Raw genomic sequence first — 19,056 nt, 5'->3', positions numbered from 1 at the left:
TTAAGATTGGATAAAAGAGTTTCTAAAAGTATTTATACGTGCGAACTCGATCAGGTTCGGTGGAGGAATACATCCCTGTTAAGGTTAAGAGGAGAAATCCGTACGGCTGGAACAATACGATAATAGCCATATGCATACTGATTTATCTGGCAAAGGTACTAACGGGACTTTTAGGAATCTACGCCATTATTAGAATGCCATTTGGTGTTACTTACAGAGACAACATCGTTGATTATCTCTTGGCTTTATTCCCAATCAACGTTCTGTCCATGCCTTGGCAGATAATAACGAGCATCTTCGTTCATGCGGATTTCTGGCATCTCTTCATCAACATGTTCGTACTCTTCTTCTTCGGAAACGAGCTCGAAAGAAGGTTGGGTGAAAGAAAGTATCTGATCATATTCTTTGCCAGCGGAATCGCTGGTAACTTAGCCTACTTAGTATATGCATTTTTAACAAATCCGTTTATTCCAGCTATGGGTGCCTCTGCGGCAATCTTCGGGGTTATGGGAGCTCTGGCGATAATAGCTCCCGAGATAAGGGTGGTAATATTCCCACTTCCAATCCCTGTGAGTATAAAGGTCGCAATACTACTCTTCGCAATCTACGACCTCTTACTATTACCATTCTCCTACAGCACAGGAGTTGCACATATAGCACACCTCGCTGGACTTTTGGTAGGTTTGTACTTAGGTAAAAAATACAGAATAGTGAGGGGATATGTCCTCTACTACTGATCCCGTTGCGGTATGGATTGAAAAGGAGAGATTTCACGGAGATGTGGTGGATTGTCTTACCGTGATACTCAGAACAAGGGGATGCTCTTGGAACAGATGTCTGATGTGTGGGTACAGGAGGGATACAGATCCAAGAGTAACAAACGATGATTTGAAAAAACAGCTTGAAAAGGCTTTGAAAAAGGGAAAGGCTAAGATTTTGAAGATATTTACATCTGGAAGCTTCTTCGAGCTCGATAAAGAGTTTAGGGACTTTGTCTACAATACAGTCTCGAAGTTTGGTTTTGAAAAGCTGATAGTTGAGAGCAGACCAGAATTCGTCTATAAGGTTGAGGAAGATTTGGAAAAAATCGATTTTGAGCTTGAGGTTGGTATAGGTCTGGAAACTTCAAACGACTTTGTGAGGGAACACTGCATAAACAAAGGCTTTACATTCGAAGACTTTAAAGAATCTTCAAAATTCTTGAAGTCGAAGGGCTTTAGAGTTAAAGTTTACCTCCTTCTAAAACCACCATTCCTTTCGGAAAAGGAGGCAATAGAAGACGCAATCAAATCGATTAAAGATGTCGAAGGTTTGGCAGATGTAGTCTCACTTAATCCTACAAACGTTCAGTCTGGAACGTATCTTGAAGCTTTGTGGAGAAAAGGACTTTACAGGCCCCCTTGGTTCTGGAGTGTTGTTGAAGTTCTTAAAAACTCCAACATCGAAACCGTATCTGATCCTGTCGGAGCTGGGAGCTTTAGAGGTCCTCACAACTGCGGGAGATGTGATAAAGTTGTTGCTCGAGCTATAAGGGAATTTTCGCTTTATCAGGATAAGTCTGTCTTCGAAAACCTGAACTGCAAATGCCTAAAGCGCTGGGAGGTTGCTTTGGATCTTGAAAACTATTCGAGAATACCGTTGTTTAAATGAATCAGTGTGCCCTGGGTCTCATCACAGCTCAGTGAAGGGCAAGTTCATCATCACAAAATTCAAAGCTCTTGAAGTTTTATCACTTGCGATGATGAAACCCATCGGGTCTGAGAAGTGATGAAAGGGATGTCGCCTGATTCTTATACTTTTAACTGCTATTCAAAAATCGTTTGCGAAAAATCTATGAAAATTTTATATGCGTTCAAATTGAAATTTAGACAATGTGGAAAGTTGTCTATGCAACGGATTTTTCCGATTACTCCCTAAAAAGTATCTAATGTCCTCCTGAGGTATAGGAGCTTGATCGATGAAGTTCTAATAGTTAGGGTAATAAACATAAACAGAGTTCTTGAAACTCTCATCGATCGGGAATCTTGGATTGAGAAGGAAAAGATGGCATCGCTTGAAAAATTCGAAGAGCACGAATCTTTTTTCAAATTGAATGACATAAAGTGTAGGAGTATTCTGCGAGTGGGTGACCCGGCTGAGGAGATTGTAGGGGTTGCAAACGAAGAAGGGGCAAATCTCATAGCGATGGGGCACAGAGGTAGAAGCTTTCTCAAGAAGATTCTGCTTGGTAGCGTTGCCGAGGGAGTCGTTAGGCTATCTAAAATTCTGGTTCTCGTCGTTAAGGGAGGTATAGAAATTTTCAGGACAGTACTCTATGTCCACTATCCTCTAGAATCAGATCCGCCAGAGTTTTTGAAGGAAATACCATACGAGAGATTGTACATCATGCATGTGGTTGAACCCATGCTACCTCCCGAATCTACAACACATCTCGTTAGGGAGAGAGTTGATGAGGCTAAGAAGAGGCTCGAAGAAATCGCTAAAGATTTGAATGGAGAAGTTATTGTCAAGGTTGGTGGGGTTGCGAAAATGATCATAAAAACGGCAACTGAGTTGAGAGTCGGTTGTATAGTCCTGAAGACTAGGAAATTTACCAGAGTTACGGATGATGTCCTCAGATACGCCAAGAAGTCGGTTTTGGTTATTAAAGAATCGTAATATTCTCCATATTCCCTTTTCTAAATTCATGCGGGGGGCGGGATTTGAACCCGCGGACCCCTTCGGGACGGGGTCTTAAGGCTTGAACCACCCTCTTTTAAAGCCTCTCTTATGGCTTTTTCAAGTAATTGAGAGAGATTAAGCTTTTTCTCCTTAGCCTTAGCAAGCAAATCGGCATCAATGTAAACACTCGTCCTCCTCTTCATTATCTCACCATTTTAATTTATATAAACTTAAAAATCATCAAGGATGATTCAACTATTAGTTGAGTCATAACTTGGGTCTATGAGCATCCCTTGCATCTCGACGAGCCCGAGTTCGACTTTGACCCTCTCGAGAATGAGATCTATATACTTCTCAGGGATGCCGTAAACGACGGCAATCTGCTCTCGAAGCTCATCAATGGAGTAACCATCCTCAATCCAAGCTTTGACAGATTTCATGATGTCGTAAACGAGCTCTTCTTCATCAACAATCTCAACAATGTCTGCATTTTTGATTACATAGGTGTAAAATGCTCCAAAGTCGTCAAACCATTTCCGCTCGATAGCATGTATCACGACCCTCATCCACTTCCGGGGTTTTGAACCCGGAATCGGGAGAAACAAAAATAGTCCCCCTTCTACTTACTTAATGATCCTCTAATGGTATGGTCTCTACACTCAAATAATTTGACTACTGGTGGTCTTACAGCCATAAGAGCTCTTGTATGTAATTGATATAGTAGAGGCCATAATTCATGGTCTGTATCTAGTTTCTGCACTTTTAGTCCGAGATTACAAGCATCCTCGACACTAATAACTCGACCATGCGATAGTAGCCTCTTAGAGTCGCACAATTTTTTAGCTATTTCTCTCGCTTTTTTAGGATGTATACCCATATACTTAACCATCCACTCTGTAGCAAGAGTTTGCGAGTATGCAATAGCTTTGCGTGCAATATCAAGTTTTGTTGGATCTATTACGCTAAGTAACTGTGCAACTATCCTTATATCCCTCTTATTCTTTAGCTCTTCCTCTAAAATGTCCAAGACATGCAAATAAGACCATGCTGGTCTAAATTCTGGTTGTTTGGTTACTTGATCAAAACCAACCTGAATTAATGGATCTATCGGACCTAATTCAGCCATGAAACTCATAAGAATTTCATTTGAAGCTAAAGACAGAAGAGTTGCTGCACTTTTGGCAAACTCCATGACTATAACTCTAAGTGATTCTACTTTACTCCAAATGAGTTTTACAAGTTTTTCCGTTGCTTCTACAACACCTCCTCCACTATGAATCATTAAATCTACATCTTTTGGGTACTCCAAAATGCGTAAGATCTCATGAAACATGCTAATGTCTTGATGGTTAATGCTACTACCCGGTAACTGTGGATTAGAATAGTACAAGATTAGAGTTCGGCCAGTTTTATCCTCTACAGCTTTGATTAATTTTCTTCTTACCGTATCTGGTTCTTTTTCAACATGAGCAAAAAGAGGATAGGATGGTAGTTCAAAGCTCGAAACTATATGATTTGGAATCAGATGCTTCGATGTCGTAGTTGTATCCGGGAATAAGTGGTTCGGGTCCGAACTTTCTTCTAAGTCCCAATTCATCGAGAAGCTTGAGAGTCTTTTCGATCTCTTTCCACTCTTTTCTGTGTTCTCTCTTCCACTTTTCAACTCTCTCAAAAACTTGCATCGTGCATCACCCACATGTTTTCCATTATAAATATTACTGTTCGTACTATTTGACTTTTTCTTTTTGAGATGTTTCTCAAACATGAGATCTCAACCCCCTTCATATTATTCAAAACTAATCTCCTTCTCATTGGCGAGAACAGCGTTCTCCGTTCTCTCTTGAGCGTTTTCCGGTGGTTTCTTGGGTTTTAGCTTACCCTTCGCCTCGTAATCCTTGTAGAGATTAATTACCGCAATCTGTAATAGCTGTGAAATTGACTTGAAGTCCCCAGTAGCCATGAGTTCTTCTAAGATGGATTTAGTGTAACCATCCAACCAAAGTTGAGCTCTATCCCCCTTAATTTCGAATTTCTGTTTCTGCTTCCCCATACCCACTTCACCGTACCTTACCCTATACTCAACACTATTCGTAACACATCTCATAACGTTATAGTCAACCAAAAAATTTAAATATTTTTAGTAGTTCATAACGTTATGGATAACGTAATTAAAAACGCTAAAAATGACACTGTTAAAATGACAAAAATCCAAGTATATGTAACAGAAGCCGAATACGAAGCTTTCAAGAGAGCTTTAAAGAAATCTGGCAGGTATCTAAGCATTTCTGACGCTCTTAGAGATTTCATAAGGAGATTTATCGATTCTCAGGGTGTATCAGGCTCCTCCCCTCATTCCAGAGTGGTTGGGGAGGAGGAAGGGGGTGTTAAGACATGCAAGCGGTAGAGGTAGTTGAGAGGAAGAATATAAGAGAGTTTTGGGTTGGAGTGAGCAACAAGGGAACGAGACTAAGACTTGATCCAGCGATTTTGAGCCACCTTAACAGCGACAGCGTTGAAATAGACGAAGAGAATGGAGAAATTGTTCTAAAGCCGTCAGAGAACGGATTAAAGCTAAAAATGTGGATTCCGAGAAGATGGGACGGATTGCCAACGTGCTATTATGTCAACGTTCCAAAGCCGCTCAGGAGCAAACTAACGGAACTGAGAAAGCCCTATGCCGTCGTCGAGAACGGTAGGATTGTTTTGAAGGAAAAGACGGAAGAGGAAGAGCTGAGAGAGAAGCTCGAAGATGCTATTGATCGATTTTTCAGAATTGTCGACGACATTCATTATTTCGAGGATAGAAAGAGGGAGGCTGAGAAAAGAAACCTGCCTCATGCGAGCATAGACTTCAACTTGGAAATCAGCGGCATCGCCCTGTTTTCAATCATTTCGAAGGATCTCAGCCAGTTCTACGACGAGATAGATCCGGCGGTGATGTGAAATGATCAGCGACCGCAAGTTAATGAAAATCAGCGATTACTTAGGGAAAATCAACGAGCTCATAGCAGACATGCAGAAAAACGGATTCTACGAAGCCGCAGATCTACTCGGAGAAGTCAAAGAGGTTCTATACAGGGAAATGAACAAGGAGCTGGGCTTTCCCTCAACTCCCAATAGCTCATCGAAGTTCGATGCGTATCTGGTAGCGCACCTGTATAACATGGGCCTCATATCGAAAGAGGAAGCGAGGCAGTTATTAGGGCTGGACAAGGCTCAGGATCTTCTCTAATTTTTTCGTGTGGGGTGGTTTTCGTGTATAAGCAGGCTCAACTTCTCGCCGATGCTGTAAGACACTTAGAGTTCGCAACGACGAAGTTCTACGAGGTTCCAGCTTACAAAGACATCGCTGAAGAGCTCGAAGCAATCAAAATTAAGGTCTACGAGAGAATGGGGCTTATCAAGGAGACTGAGGTCAAGGAAGAAGAGATCAGGGACGATGGATTGATTAAAGCAGCACAAGAGGAGCAAGAAGAGGTTGAGGAACAGCCCGGAAATGGGAAAGATCCGGTTATCTGGATCACGGAAAAAGTAGGATATCTGTACGATGAGGAAAAAGACGAGTTCGCCATTGTCCGAAAAGACGTTATAGGCTACACGACTCTCAAGAGGCTCCCGAGATCGACATTGATGGAAATCTGGGAGAAATTACCGGAGAGATCGACCGAATTCGAACTGAGGCAGGTTATGAACGAACTGGGAGTGAGAGCGAAGGCATTCGCACAATACATTATGAGAATCTTCACCCATGCTACTTTCGGCGGGGATCTCCGTATCGATGGAAAGAAGCTGATTCTCGTCAAACCGGAGGACTTCAGCATATACGAGGACCTGAAAAACCAGCTGAGAGCGGAGAGGGAGCTTATCGATAGCGGGTGGGGCAAATGATGCTGTTCCCGATTCTCAAGAAGAAAACTACACACAAGCGCTGCATACTCTGCAGGGCCTTCAAGCCGGTTCCAGATTCGGAGCACATCGGTTACTGCGCCTATTGGAAGCGAATGACTGTAGCTAACGATTGCTGCCGCAAATTTGAGCCTGCGAGGTGAGAACAATGAGATTTGTCCGTTTTTATCCAATATTCTTTGACATCGAGACTACGGGGCTCAAGTCGTTAGAGGACAGGATTGTTGCTATTGGTATTCGTGTACGTGAGGAGATTTTCGAAGACGAGTATGAAGTCACTACTGATACCAAGATCTGGCTCGCTGAAGAGGATGGGAAGTACAGCGAAGAAAAAGAACTCACAGCTTTGCTCGAACTTCACAACACTCTCCAGAATCTAATAATATTCCATAGAGATGATGGCAGAAGTCTTCTGCTCGTAGGATACAATATCGGCTTCGATTTAGGATTCATTTCGGCAAGAAGTGCGATTCTATACAGGCATTATTCAATAAGAGATTCAACTTTCAGGCAGCTTCGAAGATTAAGAAGTGTTTTAGGTTTGGCTGGGCTTCTCAGGGAGCTTCCAAGAGTCGATCTAATGCACATCATTTCAAGATATTGGCTCAACAACGGCAGAGCAAAGATGAAAGACGTTTGCTCAGCTTTGGGCATCAACTACGATGATTGTGATGGATCCGAGATTCCAAAGCTTGTTGAGGAAGGTAACTGGGTTGCGATTGAAGAACATCTGAAAGCGGACCTCTACAGATTAAGCTACCTCTATGACATTCTAAAACCTCAAGGGCTGATAGCGCACAATCTACGTGTAAGATACGATCTTTTTGACTGTGAGGTTGATTTACTATGATTGAGATCCCTCCTCACGTTCAATTATACGAAAAAGCCATTAGGTACGCTTTTATCACGGTTTTTGACAGTTACGAGAAGGGATTTAAACCGAGATTCGGCGGAGGGATAATCCAGCATTTCGTGGGAAAGATAGGGGAATTAGCTTTTGAGGCATTCTGCCACGAAAACGGCGTTAAAATCCTACATAGCCCGTTTAGACAGGATTATAGAAAACTCAACGGCAAAGACGACTTTGTTATTTTAGTAAGCGGAGAGCCAATTCTCGTAGAGGTAAAAACCCAGAGAGTCAGGAGAGTTGACAACGTTCAGGAGGTTTACTACAACACGGACCAATACTTGTCAAAGAAAGATTACAACTACTGTGTCGTTTTCGTGGCTGTAAACAAAACATTGACACGGATAGTACTTTTAGGCTGGATCCCAGCCGAAGAAATCAAGAATTACCACGTAAAAAGCCTCAGATTTTCCACAGCTTACGCAATACCTGTTAAAGATTTGTTGAATTTTAATTTTTTATTTAATTCGAAAAATGTTAGGAGGTGGAGTAGATGAAAGTTATAGTTCCTGAGGTTGTAGTTGAGGCGCTGGTAAACACATTTGAGTTGCCGATAGAAGAGGTTGTAGAGTTTGTAAGAAAGTTGGTGAAGGACTATGGAGAGAGTATATGGGAGTTAGACATTCAATTAAAAGAATGGGATTACAGAGGAAACTTCAAATTCGTTGTTAGGGGACCGAAACATCTTGAAGAGGATCCAAAGAAACTGATAAGATTTGTTGAAATGCGCTTCCAAATGTTCTTGGGAGAATTACATAGAAGATTAGAGGAATATAACAAGCTAAAGCCATTCTTAGAATTCTATTCGAGAAATGGATGGAATAGCAATAGAGAGATCCTTGAGAAAGTCGGCATCGATGTTATTTCTTAACTCTTGGAGGTGGTGAAGTTTGGAGGATTTGGAGTTTAAAGTTAGCGTTGTAGAAGTCACGACATCGCAGAAATCTCTGAGTAAGGGCGACACGGACATCAACAAAGTCGTTCTCGAAGGTGAGCTCGTAGGTAATCCGTCTGTCGAAGTTAAGGTTTCCATAAAGTCAGAGGATGAGAGGATTGACGGTTTCGCATTAAAGCAGGGCTTCAAGCTCGTTCTCGTTCCGCTGGATCAAAAACTGGATGTGTGAGGTGATTTAGATGGAAATCACGAAGTTAGAGGCAAAAGCGTATCCCCTCCTCTTGTTTGAGGGAGTTAGGGAGAACGAGAAAGATAAGCTGTTGGAAGTTAAAGAGATCCAGAACACCAACGGGATAATCACCGCAAAGTTCGGCGATGTGACAACGCAAGTAAGAGTAGATAAAAAGAATGCCGAAGTCTGGGGACGTTGCACCTGTAACCAATACCACGAACAGCCCTGCATACACATTAAATCTTTGGCAGTCCACCAGCTCGAAAGCTTAGAAGAGTCGGAGGAAGATGAAGAAGAGGAAGATGCATTCATGGAATACCTGCTCAAGCAGGATGCCGAGAAGATTGCTAAGGACATAGCCAAAGATGCTGTCGTGGTGAAGGTCGAGCCCGTTAAAGTTAAGCCGAATGCTACAAGGGATACTCCGGAACTCGGCAAGAAGAAAGCCATGAACATGGTTAGATCGGCGCAGGCTATGGAACTGCAGCTGATAAGAAAGCTCGACGACTTAGACGAGCAGATCGCCATAAAAGACTACGTTGCAGGATCCGCTCCTCTCGTCTATGAAATCAAAACTAAGAACGGAGTGAGATACGAGCTATCGATAAGAGGCTGGATTCAGGCGATGCTTTATCAGGGCAACATCGAGATCGTTGATGTCAAGTTCGAACAGACCGGCGATAAGACCGTCGCTAAGGCAATAGTCAGAGATACGGCCAGAAACATTCAGACGATGGGATTCGCTGAGAGAGTCTCAAATAAGGAGTTCTTCTTCACGACTTTAGCCAGCAAGGCCATAAGAAACGCTTTGAAGAAAGTAATCAGCCCGGCTTTCGAGCAGAAAGTCATCAAGGAAGCTATCGAGGCCAAGCTCGTGCTAACGTTGACAGGACTTCGTGAGGTTGTAGAGCCTTAACATATTTTTTCGTGGTGATGCTCGTGTATTACTGCCCTGAATGCCCTCAATCGTTCGAAACACTCCCAGCAATCAAAGAACACTACATGCACAGCCATAACTCCTCCGTTTGTCCGATATGCGGCAAACCTGTAAGGAAGAGCTTGGCATGTCACGCAAAAATGATCTGGCAGAATAGAGGATGCGAGCTACATGCTACATTGTACTACCTGCTGAGAACAGGTAGAGGAGGAAGCGCAAAAAACAACGGTTTGTATCGTAAAGCGAGGGAAGTAGCAGAAAAAGTTCTTTCTTCGAGGATTTCGTGGAACGGAGGCGATTCTGATGAGTAAACTGATTCTACCACCCGGCTACATTATTAAACGAGGAAAACCCACCTGCGGGCACGAAATAGACACTATCACGCTCGGCAATGTGAAGTACCACTTCTGCGAGGAGTGCAAGGTCTGCTGGGTTGAGGATGAGGGGTTTTTAGAGTCTCGTTAAGGGGGTTGAGAATGGCAGGTGGATTCTCAACTGTGAAAGTAACTTTTGATCAGAGGTACAAGATTAACAAGATCAAAGAGCAATATGCGAAGAAGTTCGGGAAAAACATTAGGGATCAGGACCTGATGCAAATACTGTTAGACACCTACGAAAAGCACCAACACAAGGATTTCATAGAGGAGGCTAAGAAGCTGATAGAACTCGCCAAAGAAACTGTTGTCAAGGCGGAAGACTATGAGAAGCTCAAGGAGGAGAATGAGCAACTAAGGCGGGAGATAGAACTGCTAAAAGAGAGTAAAAAGAGCTCGATAACATTTGACATCGAATCCTTAACAACGCTGGATGAGAAGGAATTCAAGAAAGTTTGGGAAGATTTGAAGAGAACGCTCAGATGCTTCCTGTTAGCTCTGGTAAATAGGGAGGCAAAAAGAGGGAAGTGGGCTATCTTATCAGAAGAAGAGCGGGAGATGCTATACGCTATTGAGGATCTGCTCGCACAAACCTCCTACTACCAATTTTACAGGATGCTATTGCAGCATTTAGATCGCCCAAAAAAGAGGGAACCGTCGGATGCCGGATTTAGAGGAGGAGCTCAGCTATGGTGAGTAAGTTAGATGAAGTTATACACCGGGAAAAACTGAGAGGAAAGCTCTTAGGGTATAGAAAAGATTGTTTGGCAGCTGTCAATACCGCTCAAGATATGATTGCTAAGATTGCCAAGGAACTCGCTACCGACAATCCGGACCTCTTAAAAAAGCTCCTCGATATAACTGATAAGCTCGGAGACTGCGCTACGGATATTGTTAAAATTTTTGAAGATTGTTTGACTGATTTAGACCATCTCAACTGACCTCTTTTTCACATGCGAATTTTTGCAGTTCTGGGAGGGGCATTTGGTGGTTGTATACAAAAGTATACAGCAACGATAAACGCTATTAAAATTCGTTCTTCTTAAAAAAATCATAGAAAAGAGTATTTACCAAAAGAAGAGAAAAGAGGAATAATATAATATAGTATACAAAAATATCGGCTTGTATACTTTTGCATACTCTTATAGTATACTTTTGTATACAACAACCCATTAACCCCTCTAAGGTTGATCTCTTCTTTTTGGAAATAAACCGCTCTCGATTTTTATCGATCGCCGATTAATTTAATGACGGTTGTATACAATTTTCGTGTTGAATTGCTCTTAAAGTCCCATACATTATAACGTTCCATGCGTGACGAGCGTGATGGGGGTAATGCTGAGCGTGACAACCGTGATGAATTCGATGTGGAGTTCCATCCGAATCCGAGATGCAAGATCTGCCGTTCCCCTTATGTCCACGAGATCAATCAGATGCTCATCGAAGGAAGACCTTACTCCGAAATCATCGCAAAGTTCAAGGACAAAATTCCCGGTCTATCGAAGCAAAACATCAGCCGGCATAAGAACCACTTCAACTTCGTCAAGAAGGGAATTGAGAAGTACTACGAGCAACTTGAGGAAGGGGCTGAGAAAGTCGTCGATTCCATTAAGGCCCTCGACGAGACCATAGAGCGTTCTCTACGTTTTCTGAGAACTATCGATCCAACTCAAAAGCCACGTGCTTGGGAAGTTACAACTCGATCTCCTTTAGGCGCTATCAAGCTTAAGCATCAGATAATGGGTGATTACGATGAAACCGAAGACCTCCTCAAAGAAATCTTTGGACAAAACGATATTGAAGAAGTTGAAGACTGACAAGGAGCTTAAGAAGAAGGTTCTCTCGGATCCTGTAACCTTCGCCAAAGTGTTCCTTGACTGGGGGGCACACCCTGCACAGGCTCAGATCCTGCGGGACCGGCATCAATTCATCACAGTAGTAGCAGGTAGGAGGTTCGGTAAGACAGAATGCATGGCAGTTTCAGCCATTTATTACGCTTTAACTAATCCGGGCTCGATTCAGTTTGTAATAGCTCCATCTTACGATCAATCTAACATAATGTTCGGCCAAATCGTTCAGTTTCTGTCTAAGTCGATTTTGGGATGCATGATCAGAAGGATCTACAAGACTCCGTTCCATCACATCATCTTCAAAAATGACAGCGTTATTCATGCCCGTTCGGCATCCAAGCCCGAATTCTTGAGAGGTCATAAAGCTCACCGGATCATCCTTGATGAGGCTGCATTCATTCCGGATGATGTAATCTCAAACATCATCGAGCCCATGCTCGCAGACTATAACGGTTCTTGGATCAAGATCGGAACCCCATTCGGTAAGAATCACTTCTACGATACTTACCTGAAGGGCCAGAGTCCAGATTTTCCCGACTATTCGAGCTATCGCTTCCCCTCAACAGTCAACCCTCACATCTCTCATGAATTCATCGAGAAGAAGAAGCGGGAGTACGGCGAGAACTCGATCATATTCCGAACTGAATACTTGGCCGAATTCGTGGAGGATCAGAATGCTGTGTTCAGATGGGCTGACATTCAGAAAAATGTGGATAACAGCATCGAGTTGATTGATAGTGCTGAAAACGTAAGTAAGCAGTACGTTATCGGCTGCGATCTGGCGAAGTATCAGGATTATACCGTTATCGTGGTGCTCGATGTGACGGAGAAGCCCTACAAATTGGTCCACTTTGAACGGTTCAACCGCAGGCCCTACGCTGAGGTCATCATGAGGCTCAAGGAGCTCTACCGCAGGTTCAACTATGCTAAGGTACTGATCGACTCGACCGGTGTTGGGGATCCTGTGCTCGAGGACCTGCAGGATGTTGGGGCTGAGGGATACGTCTTTACACCTAAGTCTAAGGTCCAATTAATTCAGAGGTTGCAGGCTGCATTAGAAAATGGTGAGATCAGATATCCATACATTGAGGAGCTCGTCAAGGAGCTACAGTTCTTCGAGTACCAGCTAACGAGAACTGGCATCAAGATGGAAGCGAGGCAAGGGTTCCACGATGACTATGTTATTGCTTTAGCTTTGGCGGTCTGGGCGGCTGAGCAGCATTCAGGTACGGGATACATCAGCCTAGGTGTAGCGAGGATATAGAATCTTTTTGTGATATATAATTTTTTATGTAATGCCAAAAACTTTAAATTATCTGTAATAAGTTCAGATCTAATGAAGCGTGTGAGATATGCAGATATCGGCCATAAAAGTATGCTCCAATGCCCTGTTTGCGGACATCTTATAAAGTACAGTAGCGAAAAACAGCCGTTTAGAAAACCAAGAGCGGCAGATTTAGCTAAGCACATATCTTTCAAAAGTCCACACGATGAAAAGCACAAAAAATGGATTATAGAAAAGTTCGGTGAGTTTCCAATTGATTATGAGATAATTAGAAAGTACTTAGAGGAGACGGAATATGAGGTAACAGGGGAGCTCTTAGGAGTTAAGATTTACAGACCTATCTAACCATACTTATGTGGTAGTTCCAGCTCTAGCATCTTGGGCGAACAAGCGATGTACATCTGTCAATCTTGGCCATTCTCATCTTCAACTCCTTCAACAATTAGATATAGTAGCATAAAAAACACTACAGCGCTCATACCTAGACCAAAGAAGCATATTGTCTCGTTGAGATTGACATTTGGAGTTGACAACTTGCTTGCCAAAAAAACAACAAATCCTCCTGAAGCTCCTGCAATAATTGCTCGAAGGTATTCTTTAGCAATTCTCTTGAGTTCTTTCCAGAAATAAGATATAACTCCATAAGTGATAATACTTTGGAAGATTACATACAGTAGAGGGGGAAGAACATAGAAGGTAAAAGATGCCAGTACTACCACTACCATGACAATTGCCAACTTCTGTATTAACTGCATGTACTGACGTAACTTGTTCTTTAATAAAGTCTAACTGCTTGCATGATTTATGCTCTGGAAGCTCAAGCAGAAAATCGTCTCATCCTTCAAAACCAAATCAGCCGACTACAGAGCGGAGAAAGTCCAAATATTCCCATTCGCAGAACTCAGTCAGAATCTGGCATTTACGATGGGAGTCGTGCAGAACTATCAGGCCTATGAGGAGACCTACTTTACCTCGGTGGATGTCAGCACGGCTATTGACCTCATCGCTCATTTTGCCGTTACGGAATTCAACTTCAGCGGACCAGAGCAGGATGTTAGAAGGGCTGAAGAGTTTGCCAAAGAAGTTAAGCTCCGGACCCGGCTAATAAACGACGTCAGAACGATGCTGATCTACGGCAACGCCTATGAGTACCTTGCGGACAGCGAGATAGGAATCGAAATGCAATATCTCAACCCTAAGAGGGTTCGTGTGAAGGTCAACGAGTTCGGCGACATATTGGCTTACGTTTATTCAACTGGCAACGAGCAGAGGGATCTTCCACCGGACCGTGTTTTGCACTTCGCTTATGGTAGAATCGGCAACAGCCCCTACGGTTACTCCTTAATCCACCAAGTTTACAACCTGCTCAAACTCAAGCAGAAGCTGGAGATCTTGGCAGCGGTGATGGCGTACAGAATGAGCCATCCGTTGTTGCATGCGAAGGTAAAGAATCCTGCAAGGATCCCGGATGTTGAGAAGGTTCTGCAAAACAGGGTGCAAACAAATTACAACGCTACAAACGTTGAGGATCAGATCGTCGTCGTCAATCAAATCGTGACGGATGAATCTACTGAGTTTGAAGTTCTGGAATCCAAGCTCGATTTGAAGGGTCTCGTGGAAATGATCCAGTACCTGCAGAGACAGATCGATAAAGCGCTTAAGGTTCCTAAGGTGTTTTATGGTGAGCCGGAGGGTTCCAACCGTGCAACGTCGTTTAACCAGCTGAAGATGTTCAGCTTATTCTTGCAATCACTTAGGGCCACAGTCAAAGAAGAACTCGAGGCTAAACTGTTCCCGCTGTTAAATCTCGACGTTGAAATCGAATTCGAGGAAGTGATGGACGAGGAACTCTTATGGAGTGAGATAGCTGTCCAATTATATCAAGCTGGAATTATCGATACAAACGAGGCAAGAGAATTAGTTGGATTTCCCCCACTCCCTGAAAGTGAAGAGTGATCTAAATGGTTGATCCAACTCGCACGAAGACATTACGGGAAGAATTTGCCCGTGTTCTTAGGAAATTACCAGATAATGTTCGCAAGCGAGTTGAAGAGATCTTGCTAACTGCTCATCGTATTGATGAATCGACAATCGAGCGGATCAAGCAAGTGGTCGAAGAGGAGATGGGACCGCAAGCGGTAGAGAGAATAATAGACCGTTATACGTGGTTGTTCTGGCAGAGAGGGGCTGAGTTTGCAGCAAGGCAACTTAAAAAGTTCGGCATCGAGCTATTGATCCCGCCAACTCTTAGCATCATCGATGAAGAAACTGTCAATCAGCTCAAAAATCTCCAACTTGATTTGATCAAGGGCCTGAGTGATGAAGTTAGGAAGAAGCTGGCTTTTCAAATCAGGGACGGGTTACTCAAGGGGGAGACAATAAGAGAACTGACAAAGCGAGTTCAAGAAGTTACGGATAAGACGAAATACGATGCCGAGAGGATTGCGAAAACCGAAGCAACGAGAGTTTTCAATCAAGCCGCTTTGGATAGGTATAAACGAGCCGGAGTTCGATACTACAAGTATTTGGCAGCGATGGATAGAAGGACATGCCCAAGATGCGCTAAAAACTACAATAAAATCTTCAAAATTGATGATCCCTCCGCTCCACGTCCACCTTGCCACCCAAATTGTAGGTGTTGTGTAGTTCCAGTTATAAAGTTCTCAGATCAAGAGAAAAGATCAATTAGCAGAGAATCAAAAGAATTGGCTTTGCAACACTATGCAAAAGTGGTTTCAAGGACACCTAAGGGCAAGACAGTTCCAGATGAGGAGAATGTTCGCAAAGTTATTCAAGTACTCAGAAAAGATGAAAGATTTCAGCAGCTTGCTGAAATGCTTAAACAAGATGTCAAAGAACTCGCCGAGAAGAAAGCTCGGGAGGCTCTACAGCTCCTTAGGGAGAACTTCACCAAACATGGAATTGATCGAGCTGTTGAACTTGAGAAGCACGAGATTACGGTTGCAGACATCCTAAGGCTAAAGAAGAGAGGTAAGCGCTACATGGATGATGTCGGCGATACCCATGTACTTGGAAAGATCGGCGACAAGCACGTTTGGATTGTCCTCAACGAAAAAGATCAAGTAAAAACTGTACATAAGATTAATAAGAGGAAGTTTGAGAAGTACCAAGAGAAGTTTAAGGAGTTGAAAAAATGAAGCTAAAAGTCCGAAAAGACGAATTTGAAGCGGTAGGACTGAAGGAGGGTGTTTATTTCGTTAAGGTAGTCGAGGCTCCAGATATGCTTATCATCGTTGATAAATCCGATGTCCCTGTCAGGTTCTATTCTGAAGATGGCAAGTTGTATGCTGATGTTCCGGATGACATAGTTAAGGAGCTTAAGCACGACAAGGGCGAGGAGCTTGAGATCTTACCTCTCAATGACATGAAGCGCAAGGGTGTAGCTCTCGTTATTCTCTGATCTTTTAAAGTCTCTTTTTTGCTAATTTTTCATGGAACTGGTAGTTAAAGATTTGAGCGTATCTGAGCTCAGCGACGACAAAAATGTCTACGTAGAAGGCTATGCTTCAGCGGCAGTCAAAGATCTCGACGGCGACATAATCACCGAAGAAGCTCTCGAGCAGGCAGCTAAGGAACTCACACAGGAGCCGTACAACAAAGTATTTCTCAATCACAAATACGACGACATCCCGATCGGCAAGATTGTCGAAGCCGAAGTTCGCAACGGCAAATTGTGGGTCAAACTAATGCTGAACAAAGCCCATCCGCTATTTGAGACGGTTTACAAATCCCTCAAGGAGAGATTTCTCGATGCCTTCAGCATTGGCTTCAAGATTCTTGAAAGACAGGGTAATAAGATAACTCGTCTAAAAATCTTAGAAATATCTCTGGTCGGGGTTCCTGCTAACCCTGAAGCTATTGTAGAAGATGTTTATGAGAAAATGCTGAATAAAGATGGAGGCGTTGAGCTAACCAAGGGTGTAGTCCCGAGCCATCCTTGGAAATACGGCAAAGACGACAAAAGCTCATGGAAAAAGCCAACTTTGAGCGATTTTACCGACAAGTCTTGGGACGAGCTGAGTACTGAGGAGAAGAGATCGATAGCCGGACACTTCGCTTGGGCTCCTGAGAATCCTCCTAAGAGATTCACAGATCTCAAGTTACCGCATCATGATCCAAGGACTCATGCTGTAGTCTGGAGAGGAGTTGTAGCAGCAATGGCAGCTTTATTCGGAGCTCGTGGCGGTGTCGATATTCCAAGTTCGGATAGAAGGCCCGTTTACAACCATCTCGCCGCTCACTACAAAGAATTCGGCAGGGAACCCCCAGAGTTCCACATGCTCGAGGAACTGAGAATAAAATGCGGTGGAGCGATTCCGGAGTTCATATTCTACAAGATTCTCGACGGGCATCTTGATTTAAAAAGTCTGATTTCCGCTGATGAAGGCATGAAGGAGTTAGAGATTAAAGTGAAAGAGCTCGAAGCAGAGAACCAGAGACTCAGAGAAGAAAACGAGCAGCTTAAGGCTAAGCTCGCAGAATACGAGGAAAAAGAGAAAGCAGAGCTCATCGAGAAGATCAAGAACGTATCTAAGATCACGAAGACAGAAATCGACGAAACCGAGCTTAAGAAAGCGAACGTGATTGAATTGAAGCTGTTGTACGCAGACTTAGCCGATAAGGCTCTTTCCACGAAGCAGGTCGCTGAGAAGGTTAAGACTGTTCTCGACGAGCCGGAATTCATCGATTCTCCGTTTGGCAAGGTCGACGTGAGGAAGTACAAGGAGTTGAGGAAGATTGTAGGATTAGAGTGAGGTGGTGTGAATGGTTGAGGTATATCCGGAAGGGAAGTATCTGCCGCTTACCGCCGGCGCTGACATTACAGCCGGACAGGTAGTCGAGCTTACAGGCGATAAAACTGTAGCCCCAACTGGCGGAGCTTCGAGCAAAGTCATCGGAGTTGCTCTAATCAATGCCAATGCCGGAGAGAATGTTACAATTGTTACTGAGGGAGTCGTCGAAGTTGTTGCGGCCGGAGCAATAGCTGCAGGTGACAAGGTCCAGTCCGCTGCGGGAGGCAAGGTTGCAAAGTTCTCTGCCACCAAGACTTACACAGATTCCGCTGGAAATACTGTCGATGTCGATGATGCCACGAAAATAATCGGCATAGCTCTCACGTCCGCTTCGGCTGACGGAGATAAGATTTTGGTTAAGCTCACGCTATGAGGAGGTGATTTAGTTGACCGTGATAACGAGCCAAGTTTTGCCGGCCGAGGTTTTGCAAGTAATATCGGATCTTGTCGTTCAGGAAGCCCTGAACGTTAGAGTCGGAAGACAGCTCGTTACGATTGAGAAAGTTTCGCCCGGAACTCAGGTTTACAAGTACAGGAAGTTCACAGGATTCAGCGAAGTTGCCGAGATTCCCGAAGGCGCAGAGTTCCCACTTGAAGGCATAAAATTCGAAGAGGCAACGATTGAAATCAAGAAGATTGGAAAAGCCTTCAAGGTTACGAGAGAGGAGAACCTTGCAAACAAGATAATGTCCATCGCAAACCTCGCCAAGGATGCTGCGAGAGTTGTAGCACTGGAGGAAGATAAGAGAATATTGGACACACTGACGAACGGCGCTGGTGATAGTGTTCCAGCCTCTGCAAGCTGGAGCTCTGACACGGCCGATCCTTACGAGGATGTAAATAGTGCAGTTGCAAAGCTTGAGGAAAACTACCTGTACAGACCTGATGTAATCGTTTTGCATCCAAGCAAGATAGCGGAGTTGAGAAAGCTCGCCGTTGCAAATGCGAAGGTAACGTACACCGAACTAATCGAGAGCTTGGGGCTGAAGATCGTCGGAACTCCGCAGATAGACTCCACCAAAGCCCTCGTTCTGGATACGAAGAATGCTGGATTGTTAGTGCTGGCTGAGGATATTAGTGTTGAAGGGCCAACATACGAACAGAAGTCACAGAGCTATCTGATCAATGTCTTCGAGCGCTTTGGCGTTGGTGTCGTGAGACCGAGCGCTATCTGTGTTATCACAGGGATCTAACC

Annotated in this window: 31 protein-coding genes; 25 read left to right on the top strand and 6 right to left on the bottom strand. The window is 43.7% G+C overall.

The annotated features are described in order from the left end of the window. The first annotated feature begins 59 nt into the window (after positions 1 to 59). From ARCPR_RS07670 to ARCPR_RS07660, 3 genes are all read left to right on the top strand, one after another. Entirely contained in the window at positions 60 to 737 is a 678-nt protein-coding gene (locus tag ARCPR_RS07670; RefSeq protein ID WP_012940916.1) for a rhomboid family intramembrane serine protease, read from the top strand. Further along, positions 721 to 1,650, top strand: coding sequence for an archaeosine biosynthesis radical SAM protein RaSEA (locus ARCPR_RS07665; RefSeq protein ID WP_012940915.1), 930 nt, complete (start codon positions 721 to 723; stop codon positions 1,648 to 1,650). The genes ARCPR_RS07670 and ARCPR_RS07665 overlap by 17 nt, the downstream gene beginning before the upstream one ends. A 300-nt stretch (positions 1,651 to 1,950) precedes the next feature. Further along, positions 1,951 to 2,658, top strand: coding sequence for a universal stress protein (locus ARCPR_RS07660; RefSeq protein ID WP_012940914.1), 708 nt, complete (start codon positions 1,951 to 1,953; stop codon positions 2,656 to 2,658). A gap of 26 nt (positions 2,659 to 2,684) precedes the next feature. Here ARCPR_RS07660 and ARCPR_RS07655 read toward each other — a convergent pair whose 3' ends face one another. The 5 genes from ARCPR_RS07655 to ARCPR_RS07635 all read right to left on the bottom strand — a co-directional run bounded on the left by ARCPR_RS07655 (position 2,685) and on the right by ARCPR_RS07635 (position 4,765). Continuing rightward, the gene (locus ARCPR_RS07655; protein ID WP_012940913.1) at positions 2,685 to 2,864 is read right to left on the bottom strand and encodes a type II toxin-antitoxin system CcdA family antitoxin; all 180 of its coding nucleotides are present in this window, start codon (positions 2,862 to 2,864) and stop codon (positions 2,685 to 2,687) included. 48 nt (positions 2,865 to 2,912) lie between these two features. Continuing rightward, entirely contained in the window at positions 2,913 to 3,227 is a 315-nt protein-coding gene (locus ARCPR_RS07650; protein WP_012940912.1) for a hypothetical protein, read from the bottom strand. Positions 3,228 to 3,280: 53 nt separating this feature from the next. Next, positions 3,281 to 3,994: an SDH family Clp fold serine proteinase gene (locus tag ARCPR_RS09815; protein ID WP_048084572.1), complete on the bottom strand. Its 714-nt coding sequence runs from the start codon at positions 3,992 to 3,994 to the stop codon at positions 3,281 to 3,283. Positions 3,995 to 4,154: 160 nt separating this feature from the next. Next, entirely contained in the window at positions 4,155 to 4,343 is a 189-nt protein-coding gene (locus tag ARCPR_RS09810) for a hypothetical protein (protein WP_012940910.1), read from the bottom strand. 104 nt (positions 4,344 to 4,447) lie between these two features. After that, complete coding sequence (locus tag ARCPR_RS07635; protein ID WP_012940909.1) at positions 4,448 to 4,765, bottom strand: hypothetical protein; 318 nt, start codon at positions 4,763 to 4,765, stop codon at positions 4,448 to 4,450. A gap of 51 nt (positions 4,766 to 4,816) precedes the next feature. Here ARCPR_RS07635 and ARCPR_RS07630 point away from each other — a divergent pair, with 51 nt between their 5' ends. The 16 genes from ARCPR_RS07630 (at position 4,817) to ARCPR_RS07565 (ending at position 13,392) form a co-directional block, all read left to right on the top strand. Continuing rightward, positions 4,817 to 5,065: a ribbon-helix-helix domain-containing protein gene (locus ARCPR_RS07630; RefSeq protein ID WP_012940908.1), complete on the top strand. Its 249-nt coding sequence runs from the start codon at positions 4,817 to 4,819 to the stop codon at positions 5,063 to 5,065. Further along, positions 5,053 to 5,604 (top strand): hypothetical protein, encoded by a 552-nt coding sequence (locus tag ARCPR_RS07625; RefSeq protein WP_012940907.1) that lies wholly within the window; start codon positions 5,053 to 5,055, stop codon positions 5,602 to 5,604. Before ARCPR_RS07630 ends, ARCPR_RS07625 begins: the two co-directional genes overlap by 13 nt. 1 nt (position 5,605) lies before the next feature. Further along, a complete protein-coding gene (locus tag ARCPR_RS07620; protein WP_012940906.1) occupies positions 5,606 to 5,893 on the top strand; it encodes a hypothetical protein in 288 nt (95 codons plus the stop codon). Between the two features lie 23 nt (positions 5,894 to 5,916). Then, entirely contained in the window at positions 5,917 to 6,549 is a 633-nt protein-coding gene (locus tag ARCPR_RS07615) for a hypothetical protein (protein ID WP_012940905.1), read from the top strand. Then, entirely contained in the window at positions 6,546 to 6,710 is a 165-nt protein-coding gene (locus tag ARCPR_RS09805) for a hypothetical protein (RefSeq protein WP_012940904.1), read from the top strand. Before ARCPR_RS07615 ends, ARCPR_RS09805 begins: the two co-directional genes overlap by 4 nt. A 5-nt stretch (positions 6,711 to 6,715) precedes the next feature. After that, entirely contained in the window at positions 6,716 to 7,417 is a 702-nt protein-coding gene (locus ARCPR_RS07610) for a ribonuclease H-like domain-containing protein (RefSeq protein ID WP_012940903.1), read from the top strand. Next, positions 7,414 to 7,971, top strand: coding sequence for a hypothetical protein (locus ARCPR_RS07605; RefSeq protein ID WP_012940902.1), 558 nt, complete (start codon positions 7,414 to 7,416; stop codon positions 7,969 to 7,971). Before ARCPR_RS07610 ends, ARCPR_RS07605 begins: the two co-directional genes overlap by 4 nt. After that, the gene (locus tag ARCPR_RS07600) at positions 7,968 to 8,345 is read left to right on the top strand and encodes a hypothetical protein (RefSeq protein WP_012940901.1); all 378 of its coding nucleotides are present in this window, start codon (positions 7,968 to 7,970) and stop codon (positions 8,343 to 8,345) included. Before ARCPR_RS07605 ends, ARCPR_RS07600 begins: the two co-directional genes overlap by 4 nt. A gap of 19 nt (positions 8,346 to 8,364) precedes the next feature. Then, positions 8,365 to 8,598, top strand: a complete 234-nt coding sequence (locus ARCPR_RS07595; RefSeq protein ID WP_012940900.1) for a hypothetical protein — start codon at positions 8,365 to 8,367, stop codon at positions 8,596 to 8,598. A gap of 10 nt (positions 8,599 to 8,608) precedes the next feature. Next, positions 8,609 to 9,517: a hypothetical protein gene (locus ARCPR_RS07590; protein WP_012940899.1), complete on the top strand. Its 909-nt coding sequence runs from the start codon at positions 8,609 to 8,611 to the stop codon at positions 9,515 to 9,517. A 17-nt stretch (positions 9,518 to 9,534) separates the two neighbouring features. Continuing rightward, entirely contained in the window at positions 9,535 to 9,849 is a 315-nt protein-coding gene (locus tag ARCPR_RS09655; protein WP_148208699.1) for a C2H2-type zinc finger protein, read from the top strand. 165 nt (positions 9,850 to 10,014) lie between these two features. Then, on the top strand, positions 10,015 to 10,608 hold the full coding sequence (locus ARCPR_RS07585) for a hypothetical protein (protein ID WP_012940896.1): 594 nt from the start codon (positions 10,015 to 10,017) through the stop codon (positions 10,606 to 10,608). Beyond that, entirely contained in the window at positions 10,602 to 10,853 is a 252-nt protein-coding gene (locus ARCPR_RS07580; protein ID WP_012940895.1) for a hypothetical protein, read from the top strand. Before ARCPR_RS07585 ends, ARCPR_RS07580 begins: the two co-directional genes overlap by 7 nt. Positions 10,854 to 11,222: 369 nt before the next feature. After that, positions 11,223 to 11,729, top strand: a complete 507-nt coding sequence (locus ARCPR_RS07575) for a hypothetical protein (protein WP_012940894.1) — start codon at positions 11,223 to 11,225, stop codon at positions 11,727 to 11,729. Continuing rightward, the gene (locus ARCPR_RS07570; RefSeq protein ID WP_048084562.1) at positions 11,665 to 13,026 is read left to right on the top strand and encodes a phage terminase large subunit family protein; all 1,362 of its coding nucleotides are present in this window, start codon (positions 11,665 to 11,667) and stop codon (positions 13,024 to 13,026) included. Before ARCPR_RS07575 ends, ARCPR_RS07570 begins: the two co-directional genes overlap by 65 nt. A 72-nt stretch (positions 13,027 to 13,098) precedes the next feature. After that, positions 13,099 to 13,392, top strand: coding sequence for a hypothetical protein (locus ARCPR_RS07565; RefSeq protein WP_012940892.1), 294 nt, complete (start codon positions 13,099 to 13,101; stop codon positions 13,390 to 13,392). Between the two features lie 59 nt (positions 13,393 to 13,451). Here ARCPR_RS07565 and ARCPR_RS07560 read toward each other — a convergent pair whose 3' ends face one another. Beyond that, positions 13,452 to 13,802 carry a hypothetical protein gene (locus ARCPR_RS07560; RefSeq protein WP_012940891.1) on the bottom strand — a complete coding sequence of 117 codons (351 nt, stop codon included), beginning with the start codon at positions 13,800 to 13,802 and terminating at the stop codon, positions 13,452 to 13,454. Between the two features lie 49 nt (positions 13,803 to 13,851). On the opposite strand from ARCPR_RS07560, the gene ARCPR_RS07555 reads away from it, so the two are divergent. Genes ARCPR_RS07555 through ARCPR_RS07530 form a run of 6 tightly spaced genes read left to right on the top strand, consistent with a single transcriptional unit; the run spans position 13,852 to position 19,054 of the window. After that, entirely contained in the window at positions 13,852 to 15,003 is a 1,152-nt protein-coding gene (locus ARCPR_RS07555) for a phage portal protein (RefSeq protein ID WP_012940890.1), read from the top strand. A gap of 5 nt (positions 15,004 to 15,008) precedes the next feature. Next, positions 15,009 to 16,205 carry a minor capsid protein gene (locus tag ARCPR_RS07550; protein ID WP_012940889.1) on the top strand — a complete coding sequence of 399 codons (1,197 nt, stop codon included), beginning with the start codon at positions 15,009 to 15,011 and terminating at the stop codon, positions 16,203 to 16,205. After that, on the top strand, positions 16,202 to 16,468 hold the full coding sequence (locus ARCPR_RS07545) for a hypothetical protein (protein ID WP_012940888.1): 267 nt from the start codon (positions 16,202 to 16,204) through the stop codon (positions 16,466 to 16,468). Before ARCPR_RS07550 ends, ARCPR_RS07545 begins: the two co-directional genes overlap by 4 nt. A 31-nt stretch (positions 16,469 to 16,499) precedes the next feature. Next, on the top strand, positions 16,500 to 17,822 hold the full coding sequence (locus ARCPR_RS07540; RefSeq protein WP_012940887.1) for an HK97 family phage prohead protease: 1,323 nt from the start codon (positions 16,500 to 16,502) through the stop codon (positions 17,820 to 17,822). 10 nt (positions 17,823 to 17,832) lie between these two features. Further along, a complete protein-coding gene (locus ARCPR_RS07535; RefSeq protein WP_012940886.1) occupies positions 17,833 to 18,234 on the top strand; it encodes a capsid cement protein in 402 nt (133 codons plus the stop codon). Between the two features lie 19 nt (positions 18,235 to 18,253). Then, the gene (locus tag ARCPR_RS07530; RefSeq protein WP_048084558.1) at positions 18,254 to 19,054 is read left to right on the top strand and encodes a phage major capsid protein; all 801 of its coding nucleotides are present in this window, start codon (positions 18,254 to 18,256) and stop codon (positions 19,052 to 19,054) included. Positions 19,055 to 19,056 lie beyond the last annotated feature (2 nt).

It is taken from the genome of Archaeoglobus profundus DSM 5631 (assembly GCF_000025285.1).
Lineage (GTDB): Archaea > Halobacteriota > Archaeoglobi > Archaeoglobales > Archaeoglobaceae > Archaeoglobus_B > Archaeoglobus_B profundus.
Note: the sequence above shows the minus strand (reverse complement) of the source record. Positions and strands in the feature narration are given on the sequence as shown.